Genomic DNA, 14,130 nt, shown 5'->3' with positions numbered 1-14,130 from the left:
CCACAATACGCCGGGCACGGCGGTCTGCCAAAAATCGCCGCGGTGGCCGCGGGCGGAGCGAACGCCGCCGACCTGCGGGCGGGGTGAGATCAGCGACGGTAGTCGGTGGCGTAGTCCGGGGCGCCCGCACCGCTGCGCAGCTGGTGCCTGCCGCGGCCGACGGTGCGCAGCGTGCTGTTGAGGGTCTCCTCGAACTGCGCCAGCGTCGAGTCGACGTAGTGGTCGCACTCGTCGCGCATCCGGTCCGCCTCGGCCTGCGCGGTGTCGATGATCCGCGCGGACTCCGCGTGCGCGGCCCGCACCACCTCGGTCTGGGCGACCAGGCGGGCCTGTTCGGCCTCGCCCTCGGCCACCGACCGCTCGTAGGAGGCCTTGCCGGACTCGATCATCCGGTCCGCCTCGGCGCGCGCCCGGCCGGTGACGGTTTCGTACTCGGCCTTGGCCTCGGCCACGATCCGCTCGGCCTCGGCCTGGGCGGTGGTGACCAGGTGGTCGGCGTGCGCGCTCGCCTCGGCGACCATGCGATCGGCGTGCGCCTTGGCGTCGGCCAGGATGCGGTCGGCCTCCTCGCGAGCGGAGTCGATGGTGTCGCGGGCCTGCTCGTCGGCCGAGGTGACGGTGGTCTCGGCGGCCGTGCGGGCATCGGAGACGATCTTGTCCCGGTGATCGAGCACGTCCTGGGCGTCGTCGAGTTCGCCGGGCAGCGCGTCACGCACATCGTCGAGCAGGTCGAGCACGTCGCCGCGGGGCACGATGCAGCTGCGGGTCGGCGGGATGCCGCGCGCCTCCTCGACGATCGCCACCAGCTCGTCGAGCGCCTCGAAAACCCGATACATGCTCACCAACCTCTAGTCGTTCCTGTCGCGGAGTACCCCGTCGCGGACACGCGCGCCCGTGGCCCAGTGTGCCCCTCGTCACCGGTTCTGCCGAGTCTCGGTCCGGTGTGTCGTTCGAGTGTCTCGAACACCACAGAAACCAAGTGGAGAGCGATCCTCCACTTCATGTACATTCGACCCAGGGGACCGTCGACGGGGACCGGTCCCGCGAGCACGTTCGATCGGATGGACCATGGCCACTCTGGAACCACCGCGCTCGGCGGTCCTGCCTGCCGGGATGTACACGCCGTGGGCGGTGCCCCAGCCGGTCCTGTGGACGGCCCCCATGCCCCGGCTGTCCCGGGTCCTGGCCTACCTGCGCGGCGATCGCGCCCTGCCGCAGCTGATCCGGTTCGCCCTGGTCGGCGGTTCCAGCAACGTCGTCTACGTCCTGCTGTTCCTGGCCATGTACGACCTCGGCTCGATCGCGGCCAACATCGCGGGCTCGGTGGTGAGCACCGTGATCGCCAACGAGCTGCACCGCCAGCTCACCTTCCACGCCGCCGATCGGGTCGGCTGGTTCACCGCGCAGTGGGAGGCGGGCGGTCTCGCCGTGCTCGGTCTCGCGATCACCACGGCGGCGCTGGCCGGACTCGAGGTCTTCGCGCCCGGCCTCGGCGACCTCGCCCAGGCCGGTGCGGTCCTCGCCGTCACCGCGGCGGTGGGCGGCATGCGCTTCCTCGCGCTGCGCGGCCTGGTTTTCTAGACAGCGCGTCTGCTGGACGACGAGCCGCGGCCCGGACCCGCCTCGACCCGAGCCTCAGCCGCGCCGCTCGGCGATCCGGTCCAGCAGCCGCTTGTGCACCACCGGCGGCAGCATGTCGCTGACGTCGCCGCCGTAGGTGGCGACCTCCTTCACCAGTGAGCTGGACAGGAAGCTGAACGCCGGATTGGTGGCGATGAAAAAGGTGTCCACGCCGGACAGCTTCTTGTTCATCTGCGCCATCTGCAGCTCGTAGCCGAAGTCGGTGGCATCGCGCAGCCCCTTGACGATCGCGGTGATGCCCTGCTCACGGGCGAAGTCCACCAGCAGGCCCCGCCAGGACGCGACCCGCACGTTGGGCAGATGCGCGGTGGTCTCGCGCAGCAGCTCCATGCGCTCCTCGACGTCGAACATGCCCTTCTTGTTCGGGTTGATCATGACGGTCACCACGACCTCGTCGAATTGCGCCGCCGCGCGGGTGAATACGTCGAGATGTCCGTTCGTCACCGGATCGAAGGACCCGGGGCACAGTGCTCCAGCCATGGGCCGACGCTATCAGGCCCGCGCCCGCCCCGCCGCGCCGCTCAGTCCGCTCCGGGCGCGTACTCGGCCAGTTCCAGCCGCGTCTCGCCGTACCGTCGCGCTGCGCCGGGCAGAAACGCTGCGGGCCAGTCGATTTCCGCGCTGCGCGCCGAGCGCTCGACCACCACCAGGGCGCCGTCGGCGAGCCAGCCGCGGGCGGCGAGCAGCGCCACGTCCGCCGCCACCGCCGCGGTGCCGAGCTCGTAGGGCGGATCGGCGAAGACCAGGTCGAACTCCCCCGCGCCGCCCTGCTCGAGCACCGCGCCCACCGACCCGACGCGCAGTTCGGCGCCGGACAGCCCGAGTTCGGCGATGTTGGCCCGCACCACCTGCGCCGCTCGCCGGTCGGATTCGACCAGCAGGGCACGGGCCGCGCCACGCGAGAGCGCCTCCAGCGCCAGCGCCCCGGAACCCGCGTACAGGTCCAGCACCCGCGCGCCGGCGAAATCCATCCGGGCGGCGAGCGCGCTGAACAGCGCCTCGCGCACCCGGTCGGAGGTGGGCCGGGTGCCCGCGGGCGGGACGCGCAGCCTGCGCCCGCCCGCGGTGCCCGCGACGATGCGCGGCATCAGTCCGCGGACTCGCGCAGCCGCAGTTCCACCAGCAGGTCACCGCCCTCGACCTGCTGCACCTTGCCGATGGCGACCCGGGCGACGGTGCCCGCGCGGGGCGCGGTGATGGCGGCCTCCATCTTCATCGCCTCGATGGTGCCGATGGTGTCGCCCGCCGCGACGGTGTCGCCCTCGCCGACGGCCAGGGTCACCACACCGGCGAACGGCGCGGCCACGTGACCGGCGTTGGTCTTGTCCGCCTTCTCCGCGACCGGCACCTCACCGGCCACCGAGCGGTCGCGCACCGCGACCGGGCGCAGCTGGCCGTTGAGGATGCACATGACGGTGCGCATACCGCGCTCGTCCGGCTCGGAGATGGCCTCCAGCCCGATGAGCAGGGTGACGCCCTTCTCCAGCTGCACCCGGTGTTCCTCGCCGTGACGCAGGCCGTAGAAGAACTGGTTGGCCGAGAGCCCGGAGGTGTCGCCGTACTTCTCGCGGTGGGCGAGGAATTCGGCGGTGGGTCCGGGGAACAGCAACCGGTTGAGCGTCGCCCTGCGCTCGGCGGAGTCACCCGCCAGGGCGGCCTCGTCGGCCGGATCGAGCGGGGTCTCGGGCTTGGCGGGTCCGCGCCCGGCCAGCGCCTTGCTGCGGAACGGCTCGGGCCAGCCGCCCGCGGGAGTGCCGAGTTCGCCGCGCAGGAAGCCGATCACCGAGTCCGGGATGTCGTAGCGGCCCGGGTCGGCGGCGAAATCGTCGATGTCCACGCCGGAGCCGACCAGCGCGAGCGCCAGATCGCCGACCACCTTCGACGACGGGGTCACCTTGATCAGGCGGCCCAACAGCCGATCCGCGGCGGCGTACTTGGCCTCGATCTCCTCGAAGCGGTCGCCCAGGCCGAGCGCGATGGCCTGCTGGCGCAGGTTCGACAGCTGACCGCCGGGGATCTCGTGGGTGTAGACGCGACCGGTGGGCGAGGGCAGTCCGGACTCGAAGGGCGCGTACACCTTGCGCAGCGCCTCCCAGTACGGCTCCAGGTCGCAGACGTTCTGCAGGTTCAGGCCGGTGTCGTACTCGCTGTTGGCCGCGGCGGCCACGATCGCCGACAGCGGCGGCTGGCTGGTGGTGCCCGCCATCGGCGCGCTCGCGCCGTCGACGGCGTCGGCGCCGGCCTGCCACGCCGACAGGTAGGTGGCGAGCTGACCGCCCGGGGTGTCGTGGGTGTGCACGTGCACGGGCAGGTCGAAGTTGCTGCGCAGCGCGGTGACCAGGGTGGCCGCCGCCGGCGCGCGCAGCAGCCCGGCCATGTCCTTGATCGCGAGCACGTGCGCGCCCGCGTCGACGATCTGCTCGGCCAGCTTGAGGTAGTAGTCGAGGGTGTAGAGGTTCTCGTTCGGGTCCGACAGGTCACCGGTGTAGCTGATCGCCACTTCCGCGACGGCGCGGCCGGTTTCGCGCACGGCGTCGATGGCGGGGCGCATCTGGTCGACGTTGTTGAGCGCGTCGAAGATGCGGAAGATATCGATGCCGGTGTCGGTGGCCTCCCGCACGAACGCCTTGGTCACCTGTTCCGGATACGGCGTGTAGCCGACGGTGTTGCGCCCGCGCAACAGCATCTGCAGGCAGATGTTGGGGATCGCCTCGCGCAACGCGGCCAGCCGCTCCCACGGATCCTCGTAGAGGAAGCGCAGCGCCACGTCGTAGGTGGCCCCGCCCCACGCCTCGATCGAGAGCAGTTCCGGCGTCATCCGTGCCACGTGGCCGGCGACCTGGAGCAGGCCGCTGGTCCGCACCCGCGTCGCGAGCAGCGACTGATGCGCGTCGCGGAAGGTGGTGTCGGTGACGCCGACGGCCTTCTGCGCGCGCAGCTCGCGGGCGAAGCCCTCCGGGCCGAGGCGCAGCAGCCGCTGCCGCGAGCCGTCCGGCGGCGGCGCGCTCAGGTCGATGGCGGGCAGCTTGTCGTGCGGGTAGACCGCGGTCGGGCGCTCGCCGTGCGGCTTGTTGACCGTGACGTCGGCCAGGTATTCGAGGATCTTGGTGCCGCGGTCGGCGCTCTGACGCAGCGTCAGCAGCTGCGGCCGCTCGTCGATGAACGAGGTGGTGACCCGGCCCGCCTTGAAGTCGGGGTCGTCGAGCACGGCCTGCAGGAACGGGATGTTGGTGGTGACGCCGCGGATGCGGAACTCGGCCAGCGCGCGCCGGGCCCGCGCGGCGGCGGCGGGCAGGTCGCGGCCGCGGCAGGTGAGCTTGACCAGCATGGAGTCGAAGTAGGCGCCGATCTCCGCGCCGAGGTTGGCGCCGCCGTCGAGGCGGATGCCCGCGCCGCCGGGGGTGCGGTAGGCGGTGATGCGGCCGGTGTCGGGGCGGAAGCCGTTGGCCGGATCCTCGGTGGTGATGCGGCATTGCAGCGCCGCGCCGCGGATGGCCACCGCGTCCTGGCTCAGGCCGAGGTCGGCCAGGCTCTCCCCGGCGGCGATGCGCAGCTGCGACTGCACCAGGTCGACATCGGTGATCTCCTCGGTCACGGTGTGCTCGACCTGGATGCGCGGGTTCATCTCGATGAAGACGTGGTTGCCGCGCTCATCGAGCAGGAATTCCACGGTGCCTGCGTTGCTGTAGCCGATCTGGCGGGCGAAGGCCACCGCGTCGGCGCAGATGCGCTCGCGCAGCGCGGGATCCAGGTTCGGCGCGGGCGCCAGCTCGATCACCTTCTGGTGGCGCCGCTGCACAGAACAGTCGCGCTCGAACAGGTGCATCACGTTGCCGTGCTGGTCGGCCAGGATCTGCACCTCGATGTGGCGCGGGTTGACCACGGCCTGCTCGAGGAACACCGTCGGGTCGCCGAAGGCCGATTCGGCTTCGCGCGAGGCCGCCTCGATCGCTTCGCGCAACTGTTCGGGCGCGGCGACCCGGCGCATGCCGCGTCCGCCGCCGCCCGCGACCGCCTTCACGAAGATCGGGTACTCCAGCTCGCGGGACGCCGCCAGCAGCTGGTCGACGTCGGCCGACGGTTCGCTCGAGCGCAGCACCGGCAGCCCGGCGGCCTTGGCCGCCTCGATGGCGCGGGCCTTGTTGCCCGCCAGTTCCAGCACCTCCGCCGAGGGGCCGATGAAGGTGATGCCCTCGCGCGCGCAGGCGGCGGCGAGGTCGGGGTTCTCCGACAGGAAGCCGTAGCCGGGGTAGACGGCGTCGGCTCCCGCGGTCTTGGCCGCGTCGATGATGGCGTCGATCGACAGGTAGGCGCGAACCGGATGGCCCTGCTCCCCGATCTGGTACGACTCGGCCGCCTTCAACCGGTGGACGGAGTTGCGATCCTCGTAGGGGAACACGGCGACCGTCCCGATGCCGAGTTCGTAGGCAGCGCGGAACGCGCGGATGGCGATCTCGCCCCGATTGGCGACCAAGACTTTCGAGAACATTGGACAAAGGTACCCGGCCACCTACCGGCCGCGGACACCGAAGTCCCGCTTCGGCATCTTCTTCACAACTTTGGCTGGCAAGGTTGCGAAGTTTCGTTCATCCGCCCGTCACACGCCCGTGGCGCCCGGCGGCTCACTCCGGTGGCGCGAACGCGGCGGTCACGGCCGCCATGTCGAAGTAGTCGCGCCAGGCCGTGATCAGGCCGTCGCGCACCTCGAACACACCCATGACCGGCAGCGGCGTGGCTCGGCCGTCCTTGCCGCGCATGGTGTCGGTGCGCTCGTTCATCACCACGCCGTCGGCGGCCACCTGGTGGTGGATCTCGAAATCGATGGCCTCGAAGGTGGTCAGGAATCCCGCGACGAACTCCCGGATGGCGGTGCGGCCGACGACCGGCTCCATCGGGATGTTGTGGTACACGGCGTCCTCGGCGAAGTAGGCCGCGATCGCGTCGGGGTCGGGGGTCGACCAGGCCTGGCACAGGGCGCGGACGACGGCGTCGGGGTCGGTCATGGGGCACTCTTCTCGTCGGCGGCGGGGACGGCTTCCGATTGAAGCAAACAACCGCTTGGTCTCACGCGGGTTCGGCGGAACGCGCGCTGCGGCCCGCCGGGGCCTTCGCACGCTACACAGCCGCGCCCGACGTCAGAATGCGTTGCCGCAGTGGGATTCCGGCGCCGACAAGCCGCGCGACGGCGAGGTCTGCGAAGCGCGAAGGGTCTAGGATTTGCGCCCGTGCGCAAGATGTACGCGGGTGCCCGGTTGCGGCGCTTGCGCGAGGAACGGCGGATGACCCAGGCCGCGCTGGCCAAATCCCTCGATCTCTCGCCCAGCTACCTCAATCAGCTCGAGCGCGACCAGCGACCGCTCACCATCCCGGTGTTGCTCAAGCTCAATTCCACGTTCGATCTGGACGTGCAGTTCTTCGCCGCCGACTCCGACGCGCGGCTGGTCTCCGATCTGCACGACGTACTGGTCGACGCCGCAGGCGGGGACAGCGCCCCGCTCACCGAGGTCGAGGAGCTGGCCACCCGGCAGCCGGAAGTGGCCCGCATCCTGGTGGCCATGCACCGGCGGCTGCGCGCGGCCACCGACCAGCTGGATCTGCTCTCGGCGCGGGTCGCCACCCCCGCGGGCGCGCCGGGGGTGCCGATGCCCTACGAGGACGTACGGGACTTCTTCTACGACCACCACAACCACATCCCCCAGCTCGATCACGCCGCCGAGCAGATGTTCGAGGAGTGCGGGCTGACGATCGGCTCGCTGGATCGCCAGCTGGCGCGGGTCGCCGAGGAACGCGCGGGCGTGACGGTGCTGGTACGCGGCGACGGCGCCGACCCCGCCATCCCCAAGCGCCACTACGACCCCGAGAGCCGCACGCTGACGCTGGCCAGGCGGCTGCGGCCCGGCCAGCGGGCCTTCCAGATCGCGGCGACGCTGGGCTTCCTCCTGCACGGCGATCAGCTCGACGCCGTGCTCGCCGAAACACCGTCGCTCACCGGCGAATCCCGCGCGCTGGCCCGGGTCGGCCTCGGCAACTACTTCGCCGCGGCGCTGATCCTGCCCTACGGCCGGTTCCTGCGCTCGGCCGAGGAACTGCGCTACGACATCGACCTGCTGAGCCTGCGGTTCGAGGTCGGCTTCGAGACGGTCTGCCACCGGCTGAGCACTCTGCAGCGGCAAGGGCAACGCGGCGTGCCGTTCTTCCTGGTGCGCACCGATCGGGCGGGCAACATCTCCAAGCGCCAGTCCGCCACCGCCTTCCACTTCTCCCGGGTCGGTGGCAGCTGCCCACTGTGGGTGGTGCACGAGGCCTTCGCCCAGCCCGGCCGCATCCTGACCCAGGTGGCCGCGATGCCCGACGGGCGGCGCTACCTCTGGATCGCCCGCACCACCGCCCCCGCGCCGCGCGGATTCGGCGGCGCCACCAGGGAATTCGCCATCGGCCTCGGCTGCGACATCGAATACGCCGACCGGCTGGTGTATTCGGCGGGACTGCCGGTGGACGATCCCGCCGCCGCGGTGCCGATCGGCGCGGGCTGCAAGGTCTGCGAGCGCCCGGCCTGCCCGCAACGCGCCTTTCCACAGATCGGCAGCCCGCTCACGGTGAGCGAGCACACCAGCACCGACCTGCCCTACCCACGCCTGCCGCGCTAGCCGGCGACCGGCCGCGGGCGGCTCAGGACTTGGCGAGGTATTCCAGCCGTTCGGCGTCCACGGCGGCGTGCATCATCGCGGCCAGGCCCGGGTGCTCGCGCAGGCCCGGGTCCGCCTCGACCAGCCGGCGCGCCAAGTCCTGCGCCGTGGTGATCACTTCGAGATCGTCCAGCAGCGACAGCAGCCGCAGGGAGCGGGCGGTGCCGGACTGGGCCGAGCCGAGCACATCGCCCTCGCGCCGCTGGCGCAGGTCGAGCACGGCGAGCTCGAACCCGTCGTTGGTTGCCGCGACCGCCTCCAGCCGCGTCATCGCCGACCCGCCCGGCGCCGCGTCGGTCACCAGCAGGCACAGGCCCGGATGCGCGCCGCGGCCGACGCGCCCGCGCAGCTGGTGCAGCTGGCTCACGCCGAACCGGTCGGCGTCGACGATCACCATCACCGTCGCGTTCGGCACGTCCACGCCGACCTCGACGACGGTGGTGCAGACCAGCACGTCCACCGCGCCCTCGTGGAAGGCGCGCATCACCTCGTCCTTCTCGTCGGCGGGCAGCCTGCCGTGCAACAGGCCGACCCGCACCGAGGCCAGCGGCCCGTGCCGCAGCATCTCGAACACGTCGAGCACCGCCTGCGTCGGCGGCGGCTCCTTCTCCTCGGCGGCCTTGCGCCCCTTGGCGGTCCTGCCACCCTCCTCGTCGTCGCCGATGCGCGAGCACACCACATACGCCTGGCGGCCCTGCCCGACCTCTTCCAGGATGCGCTCCCACGCGCGGTCCACCCAGTTCGGATGCAGTTTGCGCGGCACCACCTTGGACGTGATCGGCGAACGGCCGCGCGGCAGTTCGGTGAGCGTGGAGGTCTCCAGGTCGCCGAGGGTGGTCATGGCGATCGTGCGCGGGATCGGGGTCGCGGTCATCACCAGCAGGTGCGGACTTGCCCCGGCCTTGGCCTTGGCGCGCAGGGCGTCGCGCTGTTCCACGCCGAAACGGTGCTGTTCGTCGACGATCACCATGCCCAGGTCGAAGAACTCGACGTTGTCCTGGATCAGCGCGTGGGTGCCGATCACGATCCCGGCCTCGCCGGTGACCGCCGCCAGCAGCGCCGCCTTCTTCGCACTCGCCGACATCGACCCGGTCACCAGCACGACCCGGGTGGCGTGCTCGGCCGCGCCGAGTTCACCGGCGGTCCCCAGCTCGCCCAGCATCGCGGTGAGCGAGCGGTAGTGCTGGGCGGCGAGGACTTCGGTGGGGGCGAGCAGCGCGCACTGCTGCCCCGCGTCCACCACCTGCAACATGGCGTGCAGCGCGACGATGGTCTTGCCCGACCCCACCTCGCCCTGCAACAGCCGGTGCATGGGATGGGTGCGGGCGAGGTCGGCGGAGATCTCCCCGATCACCTTCTGCTGCCCCGCGGTCAACTCGAACGGCAACCGCTCGGCGAAGGCTGCCGCGATGCCGTCGGGCCGCGGCGGGCACGGGCGCGCGGTGCGCCCGGACACCTCGTGCCTGCGTTCGGCCAGCACCAGCTGCAGGGCCAGCGCCTCGTCGAAGCGCAGCCGGTCCCGGGCGCGATCGATGTCGGCGCGGTGCTCGGGCAGGTGGATCAGCCGCAGCGCATCCGAGACCGGCAGCAGCCCGCGCTCCTCGCGGATGTCCTGCGGCAGCGGGTCGTCGATCGGATCGAGTTGTTCGAGCACCTGGCGCACGCAGGCCAGCAGATCCCAGCTCTGCACCTTCGCCGTCGCCGGATAGACCGGGATGAACTCCCGCGACATGAACGAGACGTCCACTCCGGCAGCGCCTTTCGCGCTCTCGGCCAATCCGCGCAGATCACCGCCGCCGCGCACCCTGGTCATCGTGCCGACCGACTCGTCCTCGGTCTCGGGCAGGATCAGGTAACCGGGGTGGCTCAGGCTCCAGCTGCCCGGCCGCCAATAGCTGACATTGCCCGACATCATCGCCCGCAGGCCCTGTTTCACGACGTACTTGACCTTGTCGCCGTTGAAGAAGGTGACATCGACCGGGCGGCCCGAGCCGGTGTCGAGCTGCACCTTCAGCAGCGAGCCGCGGCGGTTGCGCATCGGGCGCAGCTCGGTCTTGGCGATCCGGCCGATCACGGTGATGTGCGAGCCGTCCTCGGGCGCCTCCTCGGTGAGCGGCTGGCCCTGGGTCGCGTACCGGAGCGGGTAGTGCCGCAGCAGATCCTCGACGGTGTGCATGTCGAAGGCGTCGGCCAGCGAGTCGGCCGCCTTCGCGCCGAGGATGTGGTCGAGCCGGTCGCTCAGTGTCGCCATGTGTCAGCCCTCATTCCACACCGTTCATTCCACCCCGATCTGCACCAGATCCCCCCGCTGTCCGCCCGGGTACACCGCCACCTCGACGCCGGGGAATCCCGCCTCGATGTGCGCGCACAGCTCCTCGGCCAGCCCGGGATCGGCGTCGGCGCCCAGCAGCAGCGTCACGAGCTCGCCGCCGAGACCGAGCATCCGGTCCAGCAGCGTGCGCCCGGCACCGGGCACGTCCCGGTCGATGACGACGACGTCGTGTCCCACCAGGCCGAGACCCTCGCCCGGGGCGCACGTGCCGACCATGGTGAGCGCGCGCTGCTCGGCGCGGCGCAGCGAACCCCAGCGGGTGGCGGCGGCGGCCTCGGACATGGCGAAGGCGTCGTCGACGGCGATGCGGGCGCGGTCGTGGACCGCCAGCGCGGCCAGTCCCTGCACCATCGACCCGCTCGGCAGCAGCAGCACGTCGCGATGCTCACCACGCGCGGCCACACCGACGGCCACCAGCTCGTGCGCGGGGAGCGCGCCGTTGGGCAGCACCAGCACCTCGCGGTGCGGCATCTGCCGGATCGCCGAGAGCAGACCGGCCGAGGTGACCGGATGGTCGTCGAGCACCACCGCGCCCGCCGCCTCGAACAGCGCCGCCGCGTCGGCGCCGGTCGCCACCGCGAGCACCCCGCGGTCGGCCGGACCGTCCTCGGGCTCGTCGTCGGCGTGCCCGCCGTCCGGGCCGACGCCGTCGATATCGAAGCTCTCGATCCTGATGCCGCGCGGCGTCCCCGCGGCCAGGCCGGCCTCCACCGCCGCCCCGGCATCCGCGCAGTGCACGTGCACCGACCAGGTGCCCGCGCCGTCGCCCACCACCACCACCGAGTCGCCCAGCACGGTCAAGGCGCCGCGGAGTCGCTCGATCCGCGCGTCGTCGGAGTCGGAGACGAGGTACATCACCTCGAACCCCGGCGTCGGCGGGCCCTCCGACGCGGACGCGGACGCGGCCGGTGTCCGCGCCACCGCGTGGCCGGGAGCGGCGGGCCGCGCGCCGGGGACAGCCGCGGGCCGCCGGTACTCCGGCCGGGCCGGACGGTGCCCGCGGGTCACCGCGACCAGCGCGTCGAGCAGCACCACCAGTCCGCGCGCGCCCGCGTCGACGACGCCGTTCGCGCGCAGCACCGGCAACTGCGAGGGGGTGTCGCCGAGCGCCTTGGCGGCACCGTCGGCCGCGGCCACGGCGACCTCGGCCAACGACGGCTCGCGGCAGGCCGACGCGCTGTCGGCCGCGCACTCGAGCACGGTGAGGATGGTGCCCTCCACCGGTGCGCTCAGCGCGGCCCGCACGAGTTCGGCCGCCCGCCGCAAGGCCCGCGGCAGGGTCGCCGCCGTCAGCGGGCCGGGTTCGCTCGCCTCGGCGATGCCGCGCAGCAGCTGCGACAGGATGATCCCGGAATTGCCGCGCGCGCCCGCGGTCGCGCCGCGCGCCATGGCGGTCGCGACCTCGTGCGCGGTGCCGTGGGAGGCGCCGACCCGGTCTTCGGCCGCCGCGACCGCGGCCCGCATGGTGGCCAGCAGGTTGGTGCCGGTGTCCGCGTCGGGGATGGGGAACACGTTGAGCGAGTTGATCTCCTCGCGGCGCTCGGCCAGCCCCTCGAGGCAGAGCCGCCCCCAGAGCATCAGCGCAGCGCTGTCGATCGTTTCCCGCTCCCCGGGCACTGTCACCTCACTCCCTCGCACCGCTGTCCACCGCCGCCCGCCAGGTTAGCGGCCCGCGCCGACACCGGCCGCACAGCGGCGACGACCGCCGCCGGGGCACGTGACCTCGGCGTCGGCGGCTGCCCCGCGGCCCCCGGTTTGGCCGATCGGGGGTCGGGCGGTTACTCTTGCAGGGTTGCCGCGCGCCGCCCGCCGAGGTTGGCGCACGCCGGTGTCAGCCGGCAGGGGCACATCACGACATTGTTTCCGGACATGCCGCTCGTTCCGGGCGGCGGTCCCCACCTGACATGAAGGAGTTCGCGACTATGGCTGCCGTCTGCGACGTCTGCGCCAAGGGCCCCGGCTTCGGGAAGTCGGTCTCGCACTCGCACCGGCGCACCAACCGTCGTTGGAACCCGAACATCCAGACCGTGCGTGCCCAGGTCGCCCCGGGCAACACCCGCCGCATGAACGTGTGCACCTCCTGCCTGAAGGCGGGCAAGGTCGTCCGCGGCTGATTCGCTCCGCGGCTGATTCACGCTGTTCCGCACACGCCCCGGCACCCCTTCGGGTGAGCCGGGGCGTTGTCGTCCCACCGGTCTCCGATGAGGACCACGAACCGGCCGTGGCGCATCCTGCCCGCCACCACCGCGCACGCCCGCGGCATCGCCGCCTGCCACATCGCCTCCTGGCGTGAGGCCTACCGCGGCCTGGTCCCCGCGCCGATCCTCGACGCGTTCGACGTCGACCGCCGGGCCGCCGCGGTGACCCGCGACCTCCGCGACGACCGTTCCGGTCGCACCCGCGTCGCGCTCGTCGGCGACGACGTGATCGGTTTCGCCACCGCCGCCCACGGCGAGCTGCGCGCCCTCTACGTCCGTGCCGGGTGGTACGGCACCGGGGTGGCCGACGACCTGCTCGACGCGGTCCTCGACCCCGGCGTCGCCACGAGTCTGTGGGTCTTCGAAGACAATCCCCGGGCCCGCGCCTTCTACCGCAGGCACGGCTTCACCGCCTCCGGCGAACGCGGGCCGGAGGCGTTCACGGCCCTACCCCAGGTCCGCATGGTCCGGCCCGCCGCTAAGGTGCCGAGCATGACCTCCACCGAGCAGACCGAGTACATCACCACCGCCGACGGCGTCCTGCAGATCACCATCGCCACCGCCGCCAACGGCACCGCACTGGATTTCGCCGGCATCGCCGCAGGCACCACGGCCTTGCGCGAGCGCGGCGCGGAGGTGGGTGCGGTCCTGCTCACCGGTACGGGCGCGAACTTCTGCGCGGGCGGCAACGTGCGCGGTTTCGCCGCCGCCGAGGATCGCGGCGCGCACATCCACGGGCTGGCGACCGACCTGCACGAGTTCGTGCGCGCACTCGACGCGACCACCGTCCCCGTGGTCGCCGGGGTCCAGGGTTGGGCCGCCGGTGCGGGCATGAGCCTCGTGCTCGCCGCCGACATCGCCCTCGGCGGCCCGTCGACCAAGCTGCGCCCGGCGTATCCGGGCATCGGGCTCAGCCCGGACGGCGGCATGTCGTGGACCCTGCCCCGGGTGGTCGGCATGGGCCGGGCCCGGGAGATCCTGCTCACCGACGCGGTGCTCGACGCCGAGGAGGCCGTGCGCCTGGGCATCCTCAGCCGGCTCGTCGCCGACGACGCGGTCCGTGAGGCGGCGCGGGAGTTGGCGGTGACGCTGGCACGCGGACCGCGCACCACCTACGCGGGCATGAAGGAACTGCTGCGGGCCTCGCTGACCTCGTCGCTGAGCGACCAGCTCGACCGCGAGCGGGACGGCATCGCCGCGGCCGCGAACAGCCCGGCGGGCCGGGAGGGTGTGGACGCGTTCGTGCAGAAGCGCCCGCCCCGGTTCTGACCGC

At 72.3% G+C, this 14,130-nt stretch carries 11 protein-coding genes and 1 pseudogene; 5 read left to right on the top strand and 7 right to left on the bottom strand.

The window, feature by feature from the left end:
- Nucleotides 1-89: 89 nt before the first annotated feature.
- Nucleotides 90-836 (bottom strand): DivIVA domain-containing protein, encoded by a 747-nt coding sequence (locus AMO33_RS27815; protein ID WP_041560319.1) that lies wholly within the window; start codon nucleotides 834-836, stop codon nucleotides 90-92.
- Nucleotides 837-1,068: 232 nt separating this feature from the next.
- On the opposite strand from AMO33_RS27815, the gene AMO33_RS27810 reads away from it, so the two are divergent.
- Complete coding sequence (locus AMO33_RS27810; protein WP_011210722.1) at nucleotides 1,069-1,581, top strand: GtrA family protein; 513 nt, start codon at nucleotides 1,069-1,071, stop codon at nucleotides 1,579-1,581.
- 54 nt (nucleotides 1,582-1,635) lie between these two features.
- On the opposite strand, the gene coaD is transcribed toward AMO33_RS27810, so the two are convergent.
- The 4 genes from coaD to AMO33_RS27790 form a co-directional block, all read right to left on the bottom strand.
- Entirely contained in the window at nucleotides 1,636-2,121 is a 486-nt protein-coding gene (gene coaD / locus AMO33_RS27805; protein WP_011210723.1) for a pantetheine-phosphate adenylyltransferase, read from the bottom strand.
- 41 nt (nucleotides 2,122-2,162) lie between these two features.
- Nucleotides 2,163-2,729: a 16S rRNA (guanine(966)-N(2))-methyltransferase RsmD gene (gene rsmD, locus AMO33_RS27800; protein ID WP_060594821.1), complete on the bottom strand. Its 567-nt coding sequence runs from the start codon at nucleotides 2,727-2,729 to the stop codon at nucleotides 2,163-2,165.
- Nucleotides 2,729-6,130 carry a pyruvate carboxylase gene (locus tag AMO33_RS27795; protein WP_060594820.1) on the bottom strand — a complete coding sequence of 1,134 codons (3,402 nt, stop codon included), beginning with the start codon at nucleotides 6,128-6,130 and terminating at the stop codon, nucleotides 2,729-2,731. Before AMO33_RS27795 ends, rsmD begins: the two co-directional genes overlap by 1 nt.
- 133 nt (nucleotides 6,131-6,263) lie before the next feature.
- Complete coding sequence (locus tag AMO33_RS27790; protein ID WP_060594819.1) at nucleotides 6,264-6,644, bottom strand: SgcJ/EcaC family oxidoreductase; 381 nt, start codon at nucleotides 6,642-6,644, stop codon at nucleotides 6,264-6,266.
- 222 nt (nucleotides 6,645-6,866) lie between these two features.
- Between AMO33_RS27790 and AMO33_RS27785 the strand changes: the two genes are divergently transcribed.
- Complete coding sequence (locus tag AMO33_RS27785) at nucleotides 6,867-8,288, top strand: short-chain fatty acyl-CoA regulator family protein (protein ID WP_174520494.1); 1,422 nt, start codon at nucleotides 6,867-6,869, stop codon at nucleotides 8,286-8,288.
- A gap of 22 nt (nucleotides 8,289-8,310) precedes the next feature.
- Here AMO33_RS27785 and recG read toward each other — a convergent pair whose 3' ends face one another.
- Together recG and AMO33_RS27775 are read right to left on the bottom strand one after the other, a co-directional pair.
- A complete protein-coding gene (gene recG / locus AMO33_RS27780) occupies nucleotides 8,311-10,578 on the bottom strand; it encodes an ATP-dependent DNA helicase RecG (protein ID WP_060594818.1) in 2,268 nt (755 codons plus the stop codon).
- 24 nt (nucleotides 10,579-10,602) lie between these two features.
- Nucleotides 10,603-12,237, bottom strand: coding sequence for a DAK2 domain-containing protein (locus AMO33_RS27775; RefSeq protein ID WP_060594817.1), 1,635 nt, complete (start codon nucleotides 12,235-12,237; stop codon nucleotides 10,603-10,605).
- Between the two features lie 344 nt (nucleotides 12,238-12,581).
- On the opposite strand from AMO33_RS27775, the gene rpmB reads away from it, so the two are divergent.
- The 3 genes and pseudogenes from rpmB (at nucleotide 12,582) to AMO33_RS32745 (ending at nucleotide 14,126) form a co-directional block, all read left to right on the top strand.
- The gene (gene rpmB, locus AMO33_RS27770) at nucleotides 12,582-12,773 is read left to right on the top strand and encodes a 50S ribosomal protein L28 (protein WP_011210730.1); all 192 of its coding nucleotides are present in this window, start codon (nucleotides 12,582-12,584) and stop codon (nucleotides 12,771-12,773) included.
- 87 nt (nucleotides 12,774-12,860) lie between these two features.
- Nucleotides 12,861-13,223: pseudogene (locus tag AMO33_RS32750) on the top strand (GNAT family N-acetyltransferase); the annotation flags it as partial.
- A 126-nt stretch (nucleotides 13,224-13,349) separates the two neighbouring features.
- On the top strand, nucleotides 13,350-14,126 hold the full coding sequence (locus AMO33_RS32745) for an enoyl-CoA hydratase/isomerase family protein (protein WP_041561253.1): 777 nt from the start codon (nucleotides 13,350-13,352) through the stop codon (nucleotides 14,124-14,126).
- Nucleotides 14,127-14,130: the final 4 nt, after the last annotated feature.

Source organism: Nocardia farcinica (assembly GCF_001182745.1).
Classification (GTDB): Bacteria; Actinomycetota; Actinomycetes; order Mycobacteriales; family Mycobacteriaceae; genus Nocardia; species Nocardia farcinica.
The sequence above is the reverse complement of the archived record's forward strand: the minus strand, read 5'-3'. Positions and strand labels throughout refer to the sequence as shown.